At 70.6% G+C, this 22,261-nt stretch carries 13 protein-coding genes and 1 pseudogene; 11 read left to right on the top strand and 3 right to left on the bottom strand.

Annotation, left to right across the window (positions count from 1 at the left end; all coding sequences use genetic code 11):
- Positions 1–4 precede the first annotated feature (4 nt).
- On the bottom strand, positions 5–1,828 hold the full coding sequence (locus AHOG_RS13200; protein ID WP_245856726.1) for an ABC transporter substrate-binding protein: 1,824 nt from the start codon (positions 1,826–1,828) through the stop codon (positions 5–7).
- 352 nt (positions 1,829–2,180) lie between these two features.
- On the opposite strand from AHOG_RS13200, the gene AHOG_RS13195 reads away from it, so the two are divergent.
- The 3 genes from AHOG_RS13195 to AHOG_RS13180 all read left to right on the top strand — a co-directional run bounded on the left by AHOG_RS13195 (position 2,181) and on the right by AHOG_RS13180 (position 6,506).
- Positions 2,181–3,008, top strand: coding sequence for a M55 family metallopeptidase (locus tag AHOG_RS13195; protein WP_093941628.1), 828 nt, complete (start codon positions 2,181–2,183; stop codon positions 3,006–3,008).
- A 776-nt stretch (positions 3,009–3,784) separates the two neighbouring features.
- Positions 3,785–5,377, top strand: coding sequence for a DHA2 family efflux MFS transporter permease subunit (locus AHOG_RS13185; RefSeq protein ID WP_169725854.1), 1,593 nt, complete (start codon positions 3,785–3,787; stop codon positions 5,375–5,377).
- A gap of 217 nt (positions 5,378–5,594) precedes the next feature.
- Positions 5,595–6,506: a glycoside hydrolase family 16 protein gene (locus tag AHOG_RS13180; RefSeq protein ID WP_093941625.1), complete on the top strand. Its 912-nt coding sequence runs from the start codon at positions 5,595–5,597 to the stop codon at positions 6,504–6,506.
- Positions 6,507–6,789: 283 nt separating this feature from the next.
- Here AHOG_RS13180 and AHOG_RS13175 read toward each other — a convergent pair whose 3' ends face one another.
- Positions 6,790–7,407, bottom strand: a complete 618-nt coding sequence (locus tag AHOG_RS13175) for an SNIPE associated domain-containing protein (protein ID WP_157736800.1) — start codon at positions 7,405–7,407, stop codon at positions 6,790–6,792.
- A gap of 1,069 nt (positions 7,408–8,476) precedes the next feature.
- On the opposite strand from AHOG_RS13175, the gene AHOG_RS13165 reads away from it, so the two are divergent.
- Positions 8,477–9,346 carry a peptidoglycan recognition protein family protein gene (locus AHOG_RS13165; protein WP_093941622.1) on the top strand — a complete coding sequence of 290 codons (870 nt, stop codon included), beginning with the start codon at positions 8,477–8,479 and terminating at the stop codon, positions 9,344–9,346.
- Between the two features lie 232 nt (positions 9,347–9,578).
- On the opposite strand, the pseudogene soxR reads toward AHOG_RS13165, so the two are convergent.
- Positions 9,579–10,019: pseudogene (gene soxR / locus AHOG_RS13160) on the bottom strand (redox-sensitive transcriptional activator SoxR); the annotation flags it as partial.
- Positions 10,020–10,527: 508 nt separating this feature from the next.
- Here soxR and AHOG_RS13150 point away from each other — a divergent pair.
- The 7 genes from AHOG_RS13150 to AHOG_RS13115 all read left to right on the top strand — a co-directional run bounded on the left by AHOG_RS13150 (position 10,528) and on the right by AHOG_RS13115 (position 22,224).
- On the top strand, positions 10,528–11,349 hold the full coding sequence (locus tag AHOG_RS13150) for an SAM-dependent methyltransferase (protein ID WP_093941619.1): 822 nt from the start codon (positions 10,528–10,530) through the stop codon (positions 11,347–11,349).
- Positions 11,350–11,927: 578 nt separating this feature from the next.
- Positions 11,928–12,806: an ABC transporter permease gene (locus tag AHOG_RS13145; protein ID WP_093941618.1), complete on the top strand. Its 879-nt coding sequence runs from the start codon at positions 11,928–11,930 to the stop codon at positions 12,804–12,806.
- A 68-nt stretch (positions 12,807–12,874) separates the two neighbouring features.
- The gene (locus tag AHOG_RS13140) at positions 12,875–13,897 is read left to right on the top strand and encodes an ABC transporter substrate-binding protein (RefSeq protein ID WP_093941617.1); all 1,023 of its coding nucleotides are present in this window, start codon (positions 12,875–12,877) and stop codon (positions 13,895–13,897) included.
- Between the two features lie 28 nt (positions 13,898–13,925).
- Positions 13,926–14,741, top strand: a complete 816-nt coding sequence (locus AHOG_RS13135) for an ABC transporter ATP-binding protein (protein ID WP_093944416.1) — start codon at positions 13,926–13,928, stop codon at positions 14,739–14,741.
- A 581-nt stretch (positions 14,742–15,322) separates the two neighbouring features.
- Complete coding sequence (locus tag AHOG_RS13130) at positions 15,323–16,483, top strand: Gfo/Idh/MocA family protein (RefSeq protein WP_093941616.1); 1,161 nt, start codon at positions 15,323–15,325, stop codon at positions 16,481–16,483.
- A gap of 289 nt (positions 16,484–16,772) precedes the next feature.
- Entirely contained in the window at positions 16,773–17,963 is a 1,191-nt protein-coding gene (locus AHOG_RS13125) for an SLC5/6 family protein (protein WP_093941615.1), read from the top strand.
- Between the two features lie 778 nt (positions 17,964–18,741).
- Entirely contained in the window at positions 18,742–22,224 is a 3,483-nt protein-coding gene (locus AHOG_RS13115; RefSeq protein WP_093941613.1) for a ThuA domain-containing protein, read from the top strand.
- Positions 22,225–22,261: the final 37 nt, after the last annotated feature.

The following is a 22,261-nucleotide window of genomic DNA, read 5'->3' as shown; positions in this document are numbered from 1 at the left end:
CAGGTCACTCCCGATCGTCGGCCGTAGCGCGACGACGTCGGGCGATCAACACGGCCGCCCCGCCGCCGAGCACCACCACGGCGCCGATCCCGGCCAGGACCATGCCGGTGGACACACCGCCCTCGCCGCCGCCGGCGGCGCCGTCGGCGGGCTGGGCGCCGTAGTAGCCCCAGTATCCGTTCTGTTCCCGAATCACGCCGCCGGGATCGGGCTGCACCTGGAACGACGCGAACCGGTCGGACCGGTACGCCTCCAGCGCGTTCTCGTAGAAGAGGGTCATGGAGGAGGACTGCTCGTAGAACAGCTCCTGCATGTCGGCGACGAGCTGTCTGCGGGCCTCGGGGTCGAACTCCGCCAGCTGCGCGGCGTACAGCTCGTCGAACTCCTCATCGCAGAAGAAGGCGTCGGTCGTGCCGCCCGTGCCGTCGGCGCCGGGCCGCTGGCCACAGGTCTGGATGCCGAGCACGTAGTCGGGGTCGGGGTTGACCGCCCAGCCGCTGAACGCGAGGTCGTAGACGCCGTCACCGGTCAACTCGTTGAGCCGGGTCCCGGCCATGATCTGCAGGTCGACCTCGATGCCGATCTCACCCAGCCAGTTCCGGACGAACTCACCCGCCTGGGTGTCGAACGCGCGATCGCTGCGACCGTAGAGCCGGAAGGACAGCGGCCGGTCGTCGCCGTCGACACGGACGCCGTCGTCGCCCATCGGATAGCCCGCCTCGTCGAGCAGTTCGTTGGCGGCGTCGAGGTCGAAGTCCCAGCGCTGCTCGTCGGACGGCGTCCAGTGGTAGTCCTCGAACACCGGCGGGATGTAACCCGCGCCCGGCTCGCCGTATCCGCCCAGTACCCGGTCGACGAGCACGTCGCGGTCGATGGCCTGGTTGATCGCCTGCCGGACGCGGACGTCCTCCAGCGCGGGGTGGCCGTCGCCGATCGGGGTGCCGTCTCGGGTCGCGGCGCCGGGATTGGTGGCGAGCTCGTAGAATCGACGGCCCTGCGCCTCGTTGACGGCGATGCCCTCCACGTCCCGCAGCGCGTCCACCTGCGCGGGGGTGAGCCGGTTGACCAGGTCCACCTCGCCGGTCCGCAGGGCCTGCACGGCCGCGTCGGAGTTGCGGTAGAAGAGGAACTGAAGCTCGTCGATCTGCGCGGGTCCCCGGAAGTAGTCCGGGTTGGCCTCCATCCGGATGAACTGCTCGGCCCGGTACTCGGTCAGGATGAACGGGCCGCTGCCCACGACCGGCATCGTGTCGTTGGTGAAGGAGGCGATGTCGTCGACCTCCGACCAGATGTGCTCCGGGACGATGGGGATGTCCAGGGCGAGCATGGTGGCCTGCGGTGTCCGCGTCGTGATGACCAGGGTGTCCTCGTCCTCGGCGACGACGGACTCGAAGCTGCTGACGAAGTTGCCGTTGGCGGTGCGGGCGGCCTCGTCCTCCAGCATCAGGTTGTAGGTGAAGGCGACGTCGTCTGCGGTGACCGGCTCCTGGTCCGACCACTGGACGTCGTCTCGGATGGTGAAGGTCCAGGTCAGGTCGTCGTCCGAGGTCTCCCAGCTCTCGGCGAGTCCGCCGATCGGCGACTGGTCCTCGGCCGAGGGCAGCGTGACGAACTCGTACATGAGCCGCATCAGCTCGGTGGACGAGGCGAAGATCGCGATGAACGGGTTGAGCGAGTCGATGTTCTGTGTGACCGCCACCCGCAGCACGGTCGACGACTCCGCCGTCTCCGCCGTCTCCGCGCCCGCCACGCCCGGCGCGACGGCGGGTGCCGTCACGGCCGCGATCATCCCGACGGCTGCCGCCATGACGCCTGATCTGACTCTCATCCGGTGAGCCCCTTTCCACCCAGTGGGAGAAAACCAACCACCCTGACACCAGGCGAGTCAATGACTTCCGATCCACTTTCGTCTGCCCGCGCACAGCCGTGACCTGATCTTCGCCGCACCGGAATCAGGGCCGCCGCCTCGACTCGTTCGGCGGCCGGTCAGGCGACCGACACCGGGCGGGCGGACGAGATCTCGGGCGGTCGCGGCAGGCACGGCGGCGAGCGGACGCGACAGTGGGAATCCCTCTCCAGGGTGACCGTCCGCCGCGAGGCACAGGTGCTTTGCCCACGGACGTGGGCGCGGCGTGCGTCGGTGATCGGCCGCGGCGGAGCCGGTGCCTACGCTGTACGGCATGCGCATCCTGATCTCCGCCGACATGGAGGGCGCCACCGGCGTCACCTGGACCGACGACGTCCGCCCCGGCACCGAGCAGTGGCAGCGGTTCCGCCGTGTCTTCACCGGCGACGTCAACGCCTGTGTGGGCGGGCTGTACGCGGCGGGCGCCACCGAAGTCCTGGTGAACGAGGCTCATTCGTCGCAGCGCAACCTGCTGTTGGAGGATCTCGACGAGCGGGCGCGGCTGCTCACCGGGCGCCACAAGCCGCTGTCGATGATGCAGGGCATCGACTCCGGAATGGACGGAGTGGTGTTCCTCGGATACCACGCCGCGGCGGGCGCGGAAGGCGTGCTGTCCCACACCTATCTGGAGAACTCGATCACCGGGGTCTGGCTCGACGGCGTCCACGCGAGCGAGGGGCGACTGAACGCGGCGCTGGCCGCCGAGCACGGGGTGCCGGTCATCCTCGTCACCGGCGACGACCAGACGTGCATGGACGCGACGAGCTACGCGCCGTCGGCCGCGCTGGCGCCCGTGAAGGAGTGTGTGAGCCGGTATGCCGCGATCTGCCTGCCGCCCGCGGGCGCGCATGCCCTGATCGCCGCGCGGGCCGAGCACGGGATGGCCTCGGCCGGGCGGTCCGCGGGCGCGACGGCTCCGCATCGGATCGAGGTGGAGTTCGACGCCGCGCACCTGGCGGCGGCGACGGCGGTGATCCCGACGGTGGAGCAGCTCGACGTCCGCCGGGTCGGTTTCGACGCGCCGACGATGACCGAGGCCATGAAGTGCTTCAAGATCGTCACGGCGATCGCGGGAGGGGCGATCCAGGGCGTCTACGGCTGAGCCGACGGCGATCAGAGACCGGGTGCAGCCGTCGTCGGCTTCTCGTCAGGCGTGCACTCCGGCGTGCGGACACGGTAGAGGGAGACGTCTCCTCGTGCTCGACCGCGCGGGCGGACCCGTGGGGAGGACGGCGTCCCGTGCGGCAGACGACCAGGCTGCCCTCGGCCGTCCCGCCTTCGGCGGACGACACCATGCCGACTCCGTGGTGGCGAGACCTCGGGCGCTGCGGAAGTCGGCTGCTCGGCCGCACCCGCGAGGTCACGACCTCCGGTGAGCCGGCGCCCGGAGTGATCGGCGGGCGGCCCGGCGGGCGAACGGAGCGCGCGGCCGAGCGAAGTCGAGCAGCCGGCGGCGTCGCGCTCGATCTCCGTTCGAGTGGTGCCTTCTACGCTTCTCCGCGTAGCCGGTTCGACTCCGGCGCCCGCCGACGAAGGGCCGTTCGCGATGGCAGCTCGATCCACCACCGTCGCGGCCGGGCGGCTGCCGCACACCGGCACGGCCCGGCCCGGCAGACTCCGCCCCGGCGGATCTCCGTCGAGCAGACCTGATCCGTGCAGACCTGGCTTGGACGTACCGGGCATGGACGGCTCGTCCGGGCGCGGGCCGGGTGGAGTCGACCGGTTCGTCGCCTGTCGAGTCCTTCTCGCGGCAGGCGCACCGGCCGGAGGGCCCGCGTCAGCCGCCCCGGCGGTCCGGGTCCGCCGGGCATGGCGACTCCGGTCGTCCGGCACGGCCCGCGTCTCCGTCCCGGCGCCGAGGAGCCTCGGGGGCGGTCGATGACGACGGCGGAGATCACCGAGCCGAGCAGGCGAACCGTCAACGCCGTGGTCGCCGGGCTGATCCTCGGCGTGTTCCTCGCCGCGCTCGACGGGATGATCATGATGTCGGCGCTGCGCACCGTGGCCGACGAACTCGGCGGGCTGACCCTGCAGGCGTGGGTGACGACCGCCTACCTGATCACGATGACCGTCTCGACGCTGTTATACGGAAAGCTGTCGGACATCTTCGGCCGTCGACGCCTCTACCTGATCGCGATCAGCCTCTTCACCGTCGGCTCCCTGTTGTGCGCCGTCGCGCAGTCGATGTACCAGCTCGCCGTGTTCCGCGGCGTTCAGGGCCTCGGTGCGGGCGGTCTGCTCCCGCTCGCGATGGCCGTGATCGCCGACCTCCTGCCACCGGATCGTCGAGTCCGCTACCAGGCCAGGCTCGGCGCCGTGTTCGGCCTCGCGGGCGTGCTCGGACCCGTCCTGGGCGGGCTGTTCGCCGAGACCGAGACCCTGGGTGGCATCGCGGGCTGGCGTTGGGTCTTCCTGGTGAACGTCCCGCTGGGCGTTCTCGCGATCGTCGTCGTCGGCAGCCTGTTCCGAGTCGACACGCCCCGCGTCGATCACCGGGTGGACTGGTGGGGCGCCGTGACCCTCGTCGTGGGCGTGGTGCCGCTGCTGATCCTCGCCGAACAGGGCCGCGAATGGGGATGGACGTCGCCCGCCGCGCTGACGGCGGCAGGCGTCGGCGTGGTCGGCCTGATCGTGTTCGTCCAGGTGGAACGGCGGATGGGTGACGCGGCTCTGCTGGCACCGCGGCTCTTCCGCAGGCCTGCCTTCGCGCTGGTCAACATCGTCAACTTCCTGGGCGGGATGGGCATGTTCGCGGGCATGGCGCTCGTCCCGCTCCATCTCCAGATCGTGCTGGGCATGTCCCCCGCCGCGGCCGGTCTGCTGCTGCTCCCGCAGGCGTTGGCGATGACGCTGGGCGCGATGCTCTGTGGTCCCGTGATCGCCCGGACCGGCCGGTTCACCGTTCTGCTCGCGAGCGGGCTGGCGATCATGGCGGGCTCCTACCTGCTGCTCGGTCTCGCGGCGACGCCGGCGCTGTGGCAGGCGGGTCTGGTGCTCGCGGTGCTGGGGCTCGGCACGGGCATGTACTTCCAGGTGGTGCTCACGGCGTTGCAGAACAGCGTCGATCGGACGGAGATGGGGGTGGCCAGCTCCCTCTCCGGCTTCTCTCGTCAGCTCGGCGGCGTCGCGGGCACCGCGGTCGCGCTGTCACTCTTGTTCACCGTCAGCGGGGAGCGCATCACGGCGGCCTTCCGGTCAGCGATGGCCTCGCCCGAGTTCGCGGCCCGAATCTCCGACGACGCGGCGCTGAGCGCGCCGGAGGCCGCCCTGGTGGCGGAACTCCGCACAGGCTCGGTGGATCTGAACGACACCTCGTTCCTGGCCGAGCTGGACCCGCTGGTGGTCGCCCCGGTCGTCGACGGGCTGACTCGCGCCTTCACCACCGTCTTCACCACCGTAGGGGTGCTGATGCTGGGGGCGGTCCTGCTGGCCGGGCTCATCCGGGAACGATCGAAGCGCGTCGGCGCCTGACCCGCTCGCCCGACGGCTCGGTCTCGACCTCGCCGTGCCGGGGCCGCCGCCGCTCTGCCATTCGAGGTAATCTCCGACCGGCGGAATCGATTCAGCCGCGACCGCCCCTGGTGACGGTGATCAAGCGACGGCTAACGTCTGCTTCCAGAAAATCGTTCACGAGGAACGTGGTGCGCGAAGCGGGGCGGCGGCCGCACGATCAGGAGAAGGAGCCTCCATGAGACGAGGTCGCGCCGTGCAGGCGCTCGGAGCCGCGGCCGCCCTCCTGGTCGCTCTTCCGGTGCTCCCGGCGGGAGCACAGTCCGCCGACGACACCGACGCCGACGCCGCCGCGGTCGTCTTCTTCGACGACTTCACCGGCCCCGGCATCGACCGGTCGAACTGGACCGTCGAGGTCACCGGGACGAATTTCGGCACGGTCAACAACGAACAGCAGGCCTACATCGACTCGCCGGACGTGCTCTACACCGTCCAGGACGTCGAGGGGGCGACGGGAGCGCTGGCCGTCCATCCCCGGTATCGCCCGGGCACCGTCGCACCCGACGGCCGTACCTATGACTTCGTCTCCGGCCGGATCAAGACTCAGGACAGGCACGACTGGACCTACGGCAACGTCGCCGTGCGACTGAGACTGCCGCAGGGCAGCCAGGCCGCCGGGCTGTGGCCGGCCGCGTGGATGCTCGGCAGCAGCATCGGCCACGGCACGCCCTGGCCTGCCAGCGGTGAGATCGACATCATGGAAAGCGTCGGCGAGCCGTTCACCAACGTCTCGCTGCACGGCCCCGGCTACTCCGGTGACACTCCCCTGCATGCCCGGCAGTATTTCGACGGACTCGACCCGTGGGACTGGCACGTCTACAGCGTCGACTGGTCGCCGCAGGGATTCACCTTCTTCATCGACGACCGGCAGATCTACACGGTGAGCCGCGCCGAGGTCGAGCGGTACGGGCCGTGGGTCTACGACGACCCCCAGTTCCTTCTCTTGAACTTCGCGCTCGGCGGCGACTACCCGCACGGCGTCAACGGGGTGAGCGTGCCCTATCACGGCATCCCGCAGTCCACGGTGGACGTCGTCGCCGCCGAGGAGGCGCGCTACCTCGTCGACTGGGTGAAGGTGGAGCAGAACTGACCGAATGAGCGACCGACCGGGCGTCGGATCGTCGTCCGTGGGAGCGGGACAGGTGTGAGCAGGCGGCCTTTTCGGGGAGGTCGCCACGCTCGCAACGGTGCGGGAACCGTCCCCACGGCTTCCAGGGTGCGGGGTTCGTGGTGTGTGGCCCACGAGCCCCGCACCGCTTCTCGGGCACCGGCGGCCGCGTCCGAGGCCGCCTTCCGCTCTTCGATCCGCCGAGCCGCCTTCCGTGTCGCGACCGGCGTGGATCGGACTGCCTCGTCTCCCGTCGGGACGGACCTCACGGGGCGGCGGGCCCAGGCGGAGGCGCGGACGGGGCTGCCCGACCCGATACGGCGGCCGGCGCGCCCGCCGCCAGTTCCAGTTCGCGTCGTCGCAGGGCGTGGTACGCCGGGGCGACGCGAACCGCCATCGCCGAGCCGATCCGGTCGATGACGTCGACGGCGCGGTCCAGTCGATCCAACGCGGCGGCCAACCCGGTCCCGGGTAGATCGCGACCGCAGGCGGCCGCCACGTCGTCGTAGGCACGCAGCAGCAGCTGCGCGAGCTCACCGCCGCCCGAGGGCTCGCCACTCGGCCGTCCCCGCCCGGCGGAGGGCGGGGACGCGGACCGCAGCGCCCGACCCGCCTTGGCGAGCCTGCGGCGACGGCGACGCACCTCGGCCTCCGCCGCCCGATCCGACCCGGCGACCGTTTCCGGATCGCGGCGAACGAGCCCCGCGATCACCGACCCGGCTGTCCGGATGCCGCGCGCACCCGTCGTCCCGGCGCCGCGTCCGGCGGTGCCGCCGCGGCCCGAGAGACGCTCCATGGCTCCGACGCGGTCCTGTCGCAGGCGTTCCTCACATCGCCGGAGCACCTCAAGCTGCTGCCGTCTGCCGATCACTGCCCGCACCACTCCATCAGTCTGCGATGTCCGGATCGGGTCGCGCCTCGCGCGAGTCACACACCTTGCAGATCGATCGACCGCCGGCCCGTGTTACAACACGATCACGCCGACGCCGCGAGCTGCTTTATCACGAACACGACGGCGGATCACCGGACCCATTCTCCGACGCGCCCGACCGACTCGAACGCTCGAGAAGCACGGTGGCAGAGAACCGATTCTCGGCCGGAAGCCCTGTCGAACTCCGTGCTCCGGTCACCCGCGCGCGCTTCGGCGGTTTCGCGGCCATCGGCCGCACGATGCGAAGCCCGATCGGGCCGACCGATCGCTGGTCGAATCGAGCAGCCGACACACCAGGACACAGTCGCCACATAAAGGACATCGCAGACACCCCACGACTGCGGAAGGAGACGATCAGACGGCGATAACTCCTGGTCACAACGCCGACCACACCCGAACGGAAGATCACGAGCCGATCACCTCCGCCGTCTTGACATCATATGAAATCGGCGTGAACAAGCGGCCGTTCGGGCGAATAATTCAATCCGTACGGACCAGACGATAGCCAATCGGATCCCGAGCCGGTTACCCTTTCACCAAGGCCGACTCCGATTCGTCGACCGACCACCAGGCCAGGCTCTCACCCGCCGCGGCTCGTCGAATGTCGGCGGACTGGAGACTCCACCAGGCATTCCGTCGAATGCCCGACGAGAACGGAGAACGGCTGACATGACCACCGCGGGCCGACGGGTCCCCGCCCGGCCTCGGCATCACGCGGGCACGGCGGGCGACCACCGCACCCGGCGCTCGGCAGGCCGGTCGGGCACGGCGGGCCCGCCGATGCCCCGCCATCCGACCAGGAGGGCCTGAGACGCGGGGGCCGCGACGAACCGACCCGCCGCCCGATCGGGGGCCCGAGCACACCCAGGCCGCCGGGAGTCCCGTCGCGAGGTCGCCGTCCGTCGGGATCGTGCCGTGCCCCGTTCCGCGTACCTCGACGCCCGGCCGGTCGCATCGCCGAGCATCCCGGGCGGTCCCTCGCCCACCGGGTTGGACGGTCGAACCGAGGAGGAGTCACACCATGGAGATCATCAGTCGCGCCGCGTGGGGCGCCCGCCATCCGGACGGTTTCCGGGCCGCGCCGCTCCCCGCTCAGGAGGTGTGGCTGCATCACAGCGTCACCTCGGGGACCGGCCCGGCCGCGGTGCGGGCCCTGGAGGACGTCGGACAGTCGAGATTCGGCGGCGGCATCTCGTACACGTTCGCGATCGACTCGACGGGCGCGATCTATCAAGGCCACAGCGTCGACCGGCAGGGCGCGCACACCGGCGGACGCAACGACATCTCCCGCGCGATCTGTCTGATCGGCAACTACGAGACCCAGGAGATGACGCAGGGCCAGGTCCGCGCCGTCGCCTGGCTGCTCCGCCACGGCACGGCGCGCGGCTGGTGGCGGCGTGACCAGCTCGACGGCGGACACCGGGACGCGCCCGGCGCGTCCACCGCCTGCCCCGGCCGTCACGCCCACGCCCGCATCGGCGAGATCAACCGCCTGGCCGCATCCGACGACGATCTGGAGGACGACATGACCCCCGACGAGCACAAGGCACTGTTCGAGGTCCGCGACACCCTCCGTCAAGGGCTGGCCAACTCGCACCCGCCCGGCGAGGTCTGGCTGGTGCTCACCGAGATCCGCAACCGGATGAACCGGCTCTACCAGGACCTCACCCCCGGACAGAGCGGACAGAAGTACCCCGGCGACACCTACCTCCAGATCGTCGCCCTGCGCAAGCAGGTCGACGTCCTCACCGCGATGGTGGCCGAACTCGGCACCGCGAACAGTGAGGTGGACGCGGACGACCTCGTCGCCCGTATCCGCACCGCGCTGACCGAGGACTCGGCGGTCGCGGCGGCCGACGTGTCGGCGAACGAGAACGCGCGGGCATCCTGATCCTCCCTGGCGCGGGCGACGGGCCGCGGCCCGGTACCGACGCACGCGAACAGCCGGTCGCGGGCCGCCGTGGCGATCGCCTGCCGCCGCCTGCGCGCCACGGGGGCCCGGCTTCTCAGCCGGGCACCGCCCCGGAGACCGAAGATGCCCGGCCGGCCGGCTGTTCGCCGTCCGCGCAGGCGGCCGCCGTGGAGGACGCGGCGCAGTCCGCCGCGCCCTCCGAAGGGGTGCACTCCAGCCTGCGGGCGCCGGGGCCCTGGTCACCGAGTTCGTCGTGCGGATTGGACAGCACGCACTTGTCCAGCGACAGGCAGCCGCAGCCGATGCAGTCGGTGAGGTCGTCCCGCAGCCGGACGAGCTGCTCGATACGCGAGTCCAGCTCCGCCCGCCATCCCGTGGACAGCGTCTCCCAGTCCGACCGGGTGGGAGTCCGCTCGTCGGGCAGGCGTCGGAGCGCCTCGCCGATGGCCGCGAGCGGGATTCCGACGCGCTGCGAGACCCGGATGAAGGCGACTCGACGCAAGGTGTCTCGCCGATAACGCCGCTGGTTTCCAGAGGTCCGTCTACTGTTGATCAGTCCTTGACGCTCATAGAAGTGCAGGGCGGAGACGGCCACCCCGCTTCTGGCCGCGAGCTGGCCGACGGTGAGCTCCTTGGCGTTCCACTCCGGCATCATGATCCAGCGCCTCCTCGAACCTCAATGTTAGTACAGGTTAACCGAGGCCCGCTCGTCGAACCGACTCCTGGCGACCGTCGGCGACGGCGACGACCGTCCGGCGAGAGCACGTCGCCGCTTCGGACGAGCGCTCGCCGGACGTCCCGACCGGCCGCCGGGCGGGACGGTCGTCATCCGACGGCATCGGGCCGCCCGACGAGCAGCTCCGGCACAGTCCGGGCGACTCCGCGCCGAGAAGGCGGGCGAAGGTCGCGAGGAACTCCGACTCCGCGGCGTCGGACCGGCACGACGCCTGCGACACCCGCGGGGCGGGACAGTCCCCTTGTAGACCTGACCGCACTCACCGGCCGTACGCGTTCCGGACCTGTTCCGTCCGGTCACCGGGCGCGAACCAATTAGTCTCATTCCAAACTGAACTGATTAATGCGAATGGCCGATAGTCGGCCGTCGCCCTGCGAACGACCGTCGACGCGCGCATCCTGGAGGGCATGACAGGCGAGGCTCGATGACCTTCGCGGATGCCGAGGCGAGGCGGAGTCGATTCTCCGACCGGATCGACCTCGACGTCCCGAACGTGGCGCGGATGTACGACTACTACCTGGGCGGCGCCCACAACTTCGCGGCCGACCGGGCGCTCGCCGATCAGGCCATCGCGATCGATCCCGACCTGGTGGAGTCCGCCCGAGCCACTCGCGACTTCCTCCGTCGGGTCGTCGTCCATGCCCTGGATCTGGGTATCCGACAGTTCCTCGACCTCGGCTCCGGCATCCCCAGCCGGGGGCACGTCCACGAGATCGCGCACCGCTATCACCCGGAGACGCGGATCTCCTACGTCGATCATGATCCGGTGGCCGTCGCGCACTCGGTGGCGATCCTGCGCGGCGTGGAGCGGACGACCGTGACGCCGGCAGACCTGCGAGACGTGGACGACGTGCTCACCAGGGCAACCGACATTCTGGACCTGCGCGACCCGCTGGCGGTGCTCGCGACGTCGGTGCTGCACTTCGTCCCCGACGCCGACCGGCCGGGCGACGTCATCGCGCGCTATGCCGAGGCGGTGGCGCCCGGTTCGCTGGTCGCCCTCTCGCACGGCACGAACGTGAAGCCGCCCGAGGTGACCAAGGGGCTGGAAGAGCTGTATCGGGCGACGTCCACGCCCATCACGCTGCGGTCGCCCGAGGCGCTGCGTCGGTGGCTGGCGGACGCGGGCCTCCAGGTGGTGCTGCCCGGCGTCGTCGACGTCACGCGGTGGCGGCCGGACGTTCAGCGTCTGCCCGAGCTCAGCTCCGTACACGGGGGCATGGGGCTTCGTCGCCGGACGCGCTGAGGAGCGCGCCGGGCCGGATCGACCCGCTCCCGACGGGACGTCGCGCTCGACAGGAACGCTCCGAGACCGAGTCCGCCGACGACCGCTCCCGCTGGGCGTCTCGACCGAGGTCGAGACGCCCAGACGCCCAGACGTCCCGCGGCCGGCACCACGCGGCCGGCGCGGCGTGCCATGCGACCCCTCGGTCGCCGGTGGAGCGGCCGCGTGAGCACGACGCCAGGTTCGCGGCCGGAGATCACGGACATTCGATCCTCGGGTCAGGCTGGGCGGCGTCGGCGTTCGACGGTGTCGAACCGCCTCTGGACGCCGCGGCGGGCAGCGTGGTGCGATCCCGACGACTCGGCCTCGGGCGCCGCGCGCGGGAGGCGGATTCGTTCAGCCGTTCTCCTATGTGAAACGTCTTGACCACGTCCGGCCCGGCTGCCTACTCTACGGCAGTAAGCGCTTTCCAAAACGGTTTCCGCACGGTGGCAGCACCTTTTCCCACTCGCTTTCGGCAGTTTCATGAAGATCATTGAACGCGCTCTCGGGCACCGATCGGGATTGGCGAAGGACATGATCGAATCGAACGGAGGGTCATGACCGCGCGAAGCACCATCGACGATGCCGAGGGCGCTCCCTCGCCCACGGTGAGCGGAGTCTCCGAACGCGGCAGGCCCGGTGTGGCCGAGCGGCTGGCCGGGTTCGTGGACCAGGCCTGGCGGCCGGTCGCCCTGCTGGCGGTGCTCTTCGCCGCGTGGTGGGCGGTGACCGCGGCCGAGCTCGTCGAGCCCTACCTGGTCCCGTCGCCCGGCGACACGCTGCGCGCGATCACCGAGCGGCCGGAGTACTTCCTGGACAACACCCTGGTCACCACCTACGAGACGGTGCTCGGCTTCGTGATCGCCGCCGCCGTCGGCGTGTTGGCCGCGGTGGTGATGGTCTACTCCAGCACGATCGAGAAGACGCTGTACCCGCTGCTGCTGTTCGCGCAGGTCATCCCCAAGATCGCCATCGCGCCGCTGTTCGTGGTCTGGCTCGGCTTCGGCCTGGAGCCCAAGGTGGTCGTCGCCGTCCTCATGGCGTTCTTCCCCGTCGTGATCTCGATGGTGACCGGGTTGAAGTCCATCGACCCGGAGATGCTGGAGCTGTCGGCGACCATGGGGGCGAGCCCCGCGCAGACGTTCTGGAAGATCCGCTTCCCCGCCTCGCTCCCCCACCTGTTCTCCGGCCTCAAGATCGCGGCGACGATGGCCGTCACCGGCGCGGTCGTCGGCGAGTTCGTCGGAGCGAACGAGGGCCTGGGCTTCGTGATCCTCCAGGCCAACGGCAACCTCGACACACCGGTGCTGTTCGCGGGTCTGATGGTGATGTCGCTGCTGGGCGTGGCGTTGTTCGTGCTCGTCGAGGTCGCGGAGCACTTCCTGCTCCCGTGGCACGCCAGCAGGCGCTCGAATGCCTCGGCCACCACGTTCTGACGTCGCGAGCACGACTTGAGGACACGTAGTACTTCCCGCACCTTCCGCCAGGATCAAGGAGGCTCCTCATGAAGGTCAGCAGGCTCGTGGTCGGCGCCGTCGCGGTGTCGCTCGCCGCCGCAGGCTGCGGCGGCTCAGGGGGCGAGACGACCACCAACGCCGACGGCGTCGAGCTGGACGTCGTCACCCTGACGCTGAACTGGTATCCCTACGGGGAGCACGCCCCGTTCTACTACGGCGTGGACCAGGGCATCTTCGAGGAACACGGCATCGACCTGACCATTCAGGCCGGTCAAGGTTCACAGAAGACCGTCCAGGCGGCCACCGCGAGCCAGACGGACTTCGGCTGGGCCGACACCCCCGCGGTGCTGGCCGGTGTCGCGCAGGGCCTCGACGTCACCAGCGTCGGCGTGTTCCTGCAGACCACGCCCTCCTCCGCGCAGTTCTTCAGCGATCAGGAGATCGAGACGCCGGACGATCTGCGGGGCAAGACGATCGCCAGCACGGCGGGCGACGCGCTGAGCGCCACCTTCCCGACGTTCCTGGAGATCAACGGCCTCAGCGAGGACGACGTCACCCTGCAGAACACCGACCCGGCGGGCAAGATGGCCGCGGTCATCTCCGGCCAGACCGACGCGCTGCTCGGCTTCGCCACCGACCAGGGGCCGACGATGCAGGAGAGCGCGGACCGTCCCGTGTCCTACCTGCGCTTCGCCGACCACGGCCTCAACTTCTTCAGCAACGGCCTGATCACCGCGACGGAGAACCTGACCGAGCGCGAGGACCTGGTGCGGCGGATGGTCGCCGCGTCCAGCGAGTCCTGGGCGCGGGCGAGCGAGGCCGACGTCGCCGAGGTGATCGAGGCCATGAGCGGCGCCAGCGAGCAGCTTCCGTCGCCGGAGGTCCTCACCGAGCAGTTCCAGGCGACCCTCGAACTGCTGCACACCGAGGCGACCGAGGGCCTGCCGCCCGGCGTGAACGACGAGGCCGACTGGAACGCCACCATCGAGATCTTCGCCGATGCCGGGGTGATCGACAACGCCGAGGACGCCTCCGTCTACTGGGACGCCTCGTTCGCACCGGAGGGATGATCACATGACTCGCATGACGGGCGGCAGCATGACCAGTGAGGCCGAGCGACCCGCGAACCTCCGGGGCGCCGGGATGCCCGCCGTGGACATCTCCGACGTGGCGGTGCGGTTCCGTACGAAGAAGCGCGACGTCACCGCGTTGGAGAACGTGTCGTTACGGGTGGACGCCGAGGAGTTCGTCGCGATCGTCGGGCCTTCGGGCTGCGGCAAGTCGACGCTGCTCAAGCTGGTCTCGGGTCTGCTGCGTCCCTCCTCCGGAGACGTGCGGCTGCTGGACGAGGCCGTGACGGCGCCCCGGCGCGACGTCGGCTACGTGTTCCAGCGGGCGGCCCTGCTGGAGTGGCGGTCGGTGCGTCGCAACATCGCCCTGCAGGCGGAGATGCGGCGGATGCCGTCGGCGCAGGCGGCCGCGCGGGTCGACGAGCTGATCGGGATGACCGGGCTACGTGGTTTCGAGGACGCCTATCCGCACGAGCTCTCCGGTGGCATGCAGCAGCGGGTGTCGCTGTGTCGGGCCCTGCTGCACCGGCCGCCGGTCCTGCTGATGGACGAGCCGTTCGGCGCCCTGGACGCCTTGACCCGGGAGCACATGAACGTCGAGCTGCGGCGGATTCGACAGGAGACCCGCACGACGGTCCTGCTGGTGACGCACTCGATCGCCGAGGCCGTCTACCTCGCGGACCGAGTGGTCGTCATGACCGCCCGGCCGGGCACCGTGGCCGAGATCATCGACGTGAACCTGCCCCAGGAGCGGGACTACGCCGAGACCCTGGTGCATCCGGAGTTCGCCAGAGCCAGCGGTCGCATCCGCGAGCTGCTGGGCGCGGCGGACGCCGCGGAGTAGTCCGGGCGATCCCGCACCGAGCGGTGCGGGGCCGGTCGCGTACCGGCGCCGGTACGGGGCTCGGCGCGTCGTCCGACGGGGTCGTGGACCTCGGCCGCCTCGACGGTCGGTGCCCCGCCATGTCGGGCGGATTCGTCGAATCGAGCCCGGCGTCGCACGCCGAGGCCTCGGCCCGCATCCGGTCCGGCGGGCCTGCGCTTCTCGCGGTTCCTCGCAGGCGAGACGAGGCGACGTGGAGCGGTCGGCGGAGCGACGACGGTGCGGTCGGGTGTCATCGCTGCTCCACGTCGTTGATCGACGTCGGCGGATCGACGTCGAGGGCCCATGCGGTCGTGCGGCGCTCGACGTGGGCGCGGCGGCCGGCGGGTGCCCGATCAGTCCGAAGCCGAAGACGACACCGGAGAGGCCTGCCCCTGGCGCAGGCCTTTCGCCGGCCTGCCGTCCTCAGCCGGCGCCCCGTCCCGTGCGAGAGGGCGGGCTCGCGACGGCTGCGCGGTCGGCGGAGTGGTCGGCGGCGGAGCGACGCGACACGAGTTCACGAGCACACAGCCATCCACGAGGAGCTGCGGAGAGGACGAGGCATGGCGGGCACGGGCGATCGACGCATCGGCATCGTGATGAACGGCGTCACCGGACGCATGGGCCACCGACAACACCTGGTGCGGTCGATCCTGGCCATCCGGGCCGAGGGCGGACTCCCGCTCGCCGACGGCACCCGGCTCTGGCCGGAACCGGTGCTGGTGGGGCGTAACGCGGCGAAGCTCCAGGCGTTGGCCGAGGCACACGGCCTGGAGCGCTGGACGACCGACCTCGACGCAGCACTGGCCGAGCCCGACGCCGAGATCTACTTCGACGCCCAGGTCACCAGCGGCCGGGCCGCGGCGATTCGGGCGGCGATCGCCGCCGGACTGCACGTCTACACCGAGAAGCCGGTGGCGGCGGACGTGGCGGGAGCGCTGGAGCTGGCGAGGGCGGCCCGGGACGCCGGGGTGAAGGCGGGCGTGGTGCAGGACAAGCTGTTCCTGCCCGGACTGCGCAAACTGGATCGGCTCGTGCGGGGCGGATTCTTCGGTCGAATCCTCTCCGTACGCGGCGAATTCGGCTATTGGGTGTTCGAAGGTGACTGGCAGGAGGCGCAACGGCCGTCCTGGAATTATCGCGCCGAGGACGGCGGCGGAATCATCACCGACATGTTCTGTCATTGGCGCTATGTGCTGGAGGAGATCTTCGCGCCGATTCGTTCCGTGCAGTGTCTCGGCGCGACGCATGTGGCGCGACGGTTCGACGAGAAGGGCCGGCCGTACGAGTGCACGGCCGACGACGCCGCGTACGGCACGTTCGAGCTCGACGGCGGCATCGTGGCGCAGATCAACTCCTCGTGGACGACGCGGGTGTTCCGCGACGAGCTGGTCGAGTTCCAGGTGGACGGCACCGAGGGCAGCGCGGTGGCGGGGCTGCGCCGCTGCCGCGTGCAGCACCGGTCGACGACGCCGAAGCCGGTGTGGAACCCGGACATCCCGGCCACCGAGGACTTCCGCTCGCAGTGGCAGGAGGTGCCCGACAACGCCGAGATGGACAACGGCTTCAAGGCGCAGTGGGAGCTGTTCCTCCGCCACGTCGTCGACGACGAGCCGTTCCGGTGGGACCTGCTGGCCGGGGCGCGGGGCGTGCAGCTCGCCGAGCTGGGGCTGCGATCGTGGGCGGACGGCCGGCGTCTCGCCGTGCCCGAGCTGACCTTATGACGGTCCCGGCGGGACGGGGGCGCGGCGGCCGGGCGGTGTCGCGGCGGTTGACGCCGCCGCGACCCGCGGCCCGTCTGGGCACCGTTCGTCCCCGCGTGGGCCGTCCACACGGCGGCCGACGGCACGCCGGCAGCTACGCCGGTCGCTGTCGGGTCTGCCTGCCACCGGCGGCCGGCCCGCGAGCCGACCCTCGTCCGACCGTCGCATCTCCGACCACCATGAGTCTCACCGCTGCCCACCGTGTCCGCCGGGTCGACGCCGCCGCGCGTCCGTCCACGGGGGCCGTGCGGTGACCGCCGCGCCGGGCGGTGCCGTGGCGGGCCGACGCTGGCCCTCGGCGGCGGGCGCCTGGCTGGGCATCGGCGCGGCGCCCGGCGCGCTCGTGCTGGGCGCGCAGGTCGCCGAGCGGCACGACGGTGTCCTGCCGCTGGTGGTCCTGCTCGCGGGCGGTCTGTTGATGGCGGCGCTGCTGGCGGGCCAGGGCCTGTTGGGGCTGTTGCCGCCCCACGGCGAGAACTCGACGTTGTCGGTCGCCTCCGCCCGTTATCTGCCGCCGGTGGCGGATCGGGCGGTGGCGTTGTCGATGACGCTCGCGATGATCGGCTGGTTCGGGTTCAACGTGGGACTCGGCGGCGCCGCGCTCGGGGCGTTGACCGGGTTGCCCGACTGGGCCGCGGCGGTGGCGCTGGCGGCGCCGCTGCTCGGGGTGATCGTCGTCGGAGGCGGGCGGTGGAACGCGCTGGCGATCGTCGCGACCGGCAGCGCGATCGTTCTGATCGGTCTGGTGGCGTTGCGCGCGCTGCCCGCGGGCGTGCCCGTGACCGTGCAGCCCGCCGGGCCGCGCTCCACCGCCGTGGACCTGGCGGGCTTCCTGGGCTACGTGTCGGTCTTCGCGATGCGGGCGCCGGACTTCACCGTCGGCCTGCGCAGGCGCCGCGACCTGGCCTGGTGCGTGGGTCTGCTGGTGGTGCCCGCGTTGCTGGCCGCCGTGGTCGGAGCCGGGATGAGCGCGGCCACCGGCTCCAGTGACGTGGTGGCGACGCTGGCGGGCCCGCAGGGCATGGCGGCGGCGAACCTGTTCCTCGCGGTGGCGGTGGTGGCGCCGACGCTGGCCTGTGTCCACTCCGGATCGCTGGCGCTGGGCCGGTTGGCGGCGCTGCCCGCCGGGCTGCTGCCCTGGCTCGTGGCGGTGCCGGGACTGGCCCTGGCGATCCTGCGGGTGGACCGGCTCATGGCCGACTGGCTGGTACTGCTGGCGGCGGCCGTGCCCGCGCTGGTGGTCCCGATGGTGGTGGAGGCCGCGCGGCGACGGCGCGGCGGTCGGCCTCGGATGATCTCGACATGGACCTGGCTGCCGCCGTCGGCGATCGCGGTGGCGGGCACGCTGGCGGGGTATCCGGAGTCCGCGCTCGTCGGGCTCGTCCTGTCGGTTCTGGCGGCGATGCAGGCACGGCGGCGGCCGAGGCCGACCGGGCGGTGACGCCCGAGGGGCACCCGCGCGGAGTTCTCGGGCGGAGTTCTCGGGCGGGGCCCGCGCTCGGACGCCCGTATCGAGTCCACGACATCAGAGACGAGCATGGGAGGCCCTGCCGAGATCGACGCCGCGACGAACGAGCCGACATCATCCGTCTCGATGTCGGCCGCCGCCGCGTGTCCGGATTCCCGATCTGGGCGGGCAGCCGACCCTCGAGCGACGAGAATGTCAGGCCAATAGGATTTCTCCCGAGGCGCCACGGCGATCTGATCGGACCATTGACGACACACTATTCATCGTGCTTCCATCGAAGCGACGAACATTCGCGATAATCAGTTGATTCGTCACACCGGTGAATTAAAGACCGGCCGCTCGAGGCTGCTTCGAGGACCGGATCACCGTCACCACGGCGACGAGCACCCGAGATCGGGTTCTCGGCGCATCGAACCGGCATCGGCGCCGTTCATCGCAGTCGGACGGCGACCGGGCACGGACGTCGACGAGGAGCGCCGATGACGGCCGAGAGGAACGCGCCACCGTACGGACCGCGAGATCAGCACGCCGAGAACCGACGTCGGTTCCGCGCCGCCGACGGGGCGTCGACCTGCTCCGACTCGACATCGGAATCGACTCGGGACACCCCGGGCGGCCCCGCCCGTCGCACCGTGTCGAACCACTCGCCTGCCACGGCATGCCACATCCGGATCGCCGCCGACGGACTCGCCGAGCCCGCCGAACGACGATCGATCTCGCGTCCGCACTCGCTCGTTCGACTGGGAGCGCCATGAGACATCCGACCCGTCCGCGTCAGATCCGAGGAAATCGATTCGCCGCCGCGCTCGGCGGTCTGTTCGCCATGCTGCTCGTCGTCACCACCGGACTCGCCGCGACGCCCGCCGCAGGCGCCACCGAGGCCAGATTCTCCGTGCTGGTCTTCTCGAAATGGACGAACTTCTATCACGACTCCATTCCCGCGGGCATCGCCGCGATCGAAGAACTCGGCGCCGAGAATGATTTCGACGTGACGGCGACCGACGACGCGGCGGCCTTCACCGACGAGAACCTCGCCCGGTTCGACGCGATCGTCTTCAACAACACCAACTCCACCCCGGAGTCGGGCGATCTGCTGGACGCCGATCAGCGGGCCGCGTTCCAGCGGTACGTGCAGGGCGGCGGCGGCTGGGCCGGCCTGCACGCCGCCTCGGCCAGTGAACGCGACTGGGACTGGTACGAAGGCCTGGTCGGAGCGATCTTCGACCACCACCCGGCGATCCAGCCGGGCCGGGTGAAGGTGCTGGACCGCGCGCATCCCTCCACCGAAGGCCTCCCGGAACTCTGGGAGCGCACGGAGGAGTGGTACAACTGGACCGCGAACCCGACGGGCAACGTGCACACTCTGGCCCAGATCAAGGTGCGGGACGGGATCGAGGGGCTCGACGAGGGCGTCGATCACCCGTTCTCCTGGTGTCAGAACTATGACGGCGGACGTTCCTGGTTCACCGCGGGCGGCCACGCGAGCGAGGACTTCTCCGACGAACTGTTCCTCGGCCACCTCCTCGGCGGAATCGAGTGGGCGGCGGGCGCGGCCGAGGGCGACTGCTCGGCCACCAGGACCGGAAGCTTCCAGCGCATCCCGCTGGTCACCGAAGGGCTCGCCGATCCCTTCGAACTCGCGGTCGCACCCGACCGACGGGTGTTCTACATCGAACGCACCGGTGCCTTGAAGATCGTCGACCAGGAGACGCTGTCGGTGACCACCGCCCTGGACTTCGAGTACACCTCCGAGATGACCAGCCAGTCCGACGGGCTGCTCGGCCTGACCCTGGACCCGGCGTTCGAGGAGAACGGCTTCCTCTACCTGCTCTACTCCGACAAAGAGGAGAACCGGCTGAACGTCTCCCGCTTCACGGTGGACGGCGACCGCGTCGACGAGGCGTCCGAGGCTCGACTGTTGGAGATCCCCACCTTTCGGGGCGAGGGCCGGGCGAACTCGCACATGGCGGGTTCGCTGGCCATGGACGACGGCGGCGACCTCTACATCGCCACCGGCGACAACACCGACCCGTTCGCCTCCGACGGCTTCTCACCGATCGACGAGCGGGAGGGCCGACGCGCCTGGGACGCCCAGGCCACGTCGAGCAACACCGACGACCTGCGCGGCAAGATCCTGCGCATCACCCCGCAGGCCGACGGGGGCTACACGATCCCCGAGGGCAACCTGTTCCCCGAGGGCACCGAGCTGACTCGGCCGGAGATCTACGTGATGGGCATGCGCAATCCGTTCCGCATCACGGTCGACTCGGCCTCCGGCGCGCTGCTCGTCGGCGACTACGGGCCGGACGCCCGCGCGGCGGACCCGGATCGAGGCCCGGAGGGCACGGTCGAGTTCGATCGCATCACGGAGGCGAGCAACCGCGGCTGGCCGTACTGCACGGGCGACAACACCCCGTTCAACGACTACGACTTCGCCACCGGCACCTCCGGTGAGCCGTTCGACTGCACTGCCCTGGTGAACGACTCGCCGAACAACACCGGCCTCACCGAGCTGCCGCCCGCCGACCCCGCCTGGGTGCACTACGCCTACTCGGAGTCCGCGGAGTTCCCGGAGCTGGGCACGGGCGGCGGCGGCCCGATGGCGGGCCCGGTCTACGCCTACGACGAGGACAACCCGCTGATCACGAAGTTCCCCGAGTACTTCGACGGCAAGTGGTTCACCTACGAGTTGACCCGCCAGTGGTTCAAGACGATGTCGGTGCACGAGACGGACCAGGAGTTCACCGACCCCCGGTTCGAGCCCACGCGGGCGGGCGACCTGCTCTCGATCAACGGCGTCTTCGAGGACCTGGAGTGGGTCCAGCCCTTCGAGGCGGAGTTCGGGCCGGACGGATCCCTGTACGTCATCGACTTCGGGGAGGGCAGCGGCACGGGCCGAGGCGGCAGCAACGAGGGCTCGGGCATCTACCGGATCGACTACGTCGCCGAGGGCCGGATTCCCACGGCGCGTGTCTCGGCATCGCCCGACTCCGGACAGGGTCCGCTGGAGGTCACGTTCTCCAGTGAGGGCTCCGGCGTGGGCGCGGGCGAGTCTGTGGTCTACGAGTGGGACTTCGACGGCGACGGCTCGGTCGACTCGACCGAGCGGAATCCGACCCACGTCTACCCCGATGACGGGCAGTACTCGGCGCGGCTGACCGTGACCGATCCGGAGACGGAGCTGGCGGGCGTGGCGGTCACCACGATCACGGTCGGCAACACCCGGCCGGAGGTGGCGATCACGCTGCCCGCCCACGGCGGCCTGTTCGACTTCGGCGACACCATCCCCTTCACCGTGGAGGTGACCGACGCCGAGGACGCCGAGATCGACTGTTCGAAGGTCGTCGTGCAGTCGCAGCTGGGCCACGACGATCACCTGCATCCGATGGACAACGTGACCGGCTGTCAGGGCGACATCACCACCGACCAGGGCGACAGCCACGGACCCGGACAGAACCTCTACGCGGCGCTGAGCGCGCAGTACCAGGACGGCGGCGGTGTGAACGGCGTCCCACCGCTCGTCGGCTCCGCGCACGCCACGCTGGAGCCCAAGCGCAAGGAGGCCGAGCACTTCGAGGACACCGGCGGGGAGAACGGCGGGGTGGAGGCCCTGGCTCGTGACGACTCCTCGGCAGGCCACCGGATCGGCGAGATCGAGCACGGCGACTGGGTCGCCTACGATCCGATCAATCTGACCGGCATCGACTCGGTCACCCTCGGCGTCGGCTCCGCGGGCATCGGCGGCACGGTGGAGTTCCGAGCCGACGGGCCGGACGGTGAACTGCTGGGCTCGGTGGACGTCGAGAACACGGGCGGCTGGGGAGCGGTGATCTCGCCGACCGTGCCGCTGGCGGATCCCGGCGGCCCGGTCACGCTCTACCTGGTGTTCGACAATCCCGAGTGGACGCCCGACGGCCACGATCTGATGTCGGTGGACTGGCTGCACTTCAACGGCCAGGGCGTCACCAAGGAGGAGATCTCGGCCACGGTGGTGCCGACGGCGACTCCCGCCGCCGGCACCGCACCGCTGACAGTGGAGTTCAGCGCCGAGGTGACCGTGCCGGAGGGCCGAGAGATCGTCGATCACCACTGGGAGTTCGGCGACAACCAGTACGTCCACGGCGAGACCGCGAGTCACGAGTACACGCGAGGCGGGCCGTTCACCGCACGACTGACGGTGACCGACGACGCCGGGGTGCGGACCTCGGCGACGGTCGCCGTCTCGGTCGACTAGCCCGACGCGGGCCCGGCGGGCTCCTCCCCGACCGGGC

The sequence above is a fragment of the Actinoalloteichus hoggarensis genome (assembly GCF_002234535.1).
Classification (GTDB): Bacteria; Actinomycetota; Actinomycetes; order Mycobacteriales; family Pseudonocardiaceae; genus Actinoalloteichus_A; species Actinoalloteichus_A hoggarensis.
The sequence above is the reverse complement of the archived record's forward strand: the minus strand, read 5'-3'. Positions and strand labels throughout refer to the sequence as shown.

Excerpts from the sequence above, each read along its gene's own strand:
- AHOG_RS13185 (WP_169725854.1), top strand. The coding sequence starts at position 3,785 with ATGACGACGGCGGAGATCACCGAGCCGAGCAGGCGAACCGTCAACGCC.
- AHOG_RS13150 (WP_093941619.1), top strand. The coding sequence starts at position 10,528 with ATGACCTTCGCGGATGCCGAGGCGAGGCGGAGTCGATTCTCCGACCGG.
- AHOG_RS13180 (WP_093941625.1), top strand. The coding sequence starts at position 5,595 with ATGAGACGAGGTCGCGCCGTGCAGGCGCTCGGAGCCGCGGCCGCCCTC.
- AHOG_RS13130 (WP_093941616.1), top strand. The coding sequence starts at position 15,323 with ATGGCGGGCACGGGCGATCGACGCATCGGCATCGTGATGAACGGCGTC.
- AHOG_RS13195 (WP_093941628.1), top strand. The coding sequence starts at position 2,181 with ATGCGCATCCTGATCTCCGCCGACATGGAGGGCGCCACCGGCGTCACC.
- AHOG_RS13140 (WP_093941617.1), top strand. The coding sequence starts at position 12,875 with ATGAAGGTCAGCAGGCTCGTGGTCGGCGCCGTCGCGGTGTCGCTCGCC.
- AHOG_RS13115 (WP_093941613.1), top strand. The coding sequence starts at position 18,742 with ATGAGACATCCGACCCGTCCGCGTCAGATCCGAGGAAATCGATTCGCC.
- AHOG_RS13135 (WP_093944416.1), top strand. The coding sequence starts at position 13,926 with ATGACCAGTGAGGCCGAGCGACCCGCGAACCTCCGGGGCGCCGGGATG.
- AHOG_RS13165 (WP_093941622.1), top strand. The coding sequence starts at position 8,477 with ATGGAGATCATCAGTCGCGCCGCGTGGGGCGCCCGCCATCCGGACGGT.
- AHOG_RS13145 (WP_093941618.1), top strand. The coding sequence starts at position 11,928 with ATGACCGCGCGAAGCACCATCGACGATGCCGAGGGCGCTCCCTCGCCC.
- AHOG_RS13200 (WP_245856726.1), bottom strand. The coding sequence starts at position 1,828 with ATGAGAGTCAGATCAGGCGTCATGGCGGCAGCCGTCGGGATGATCGCG.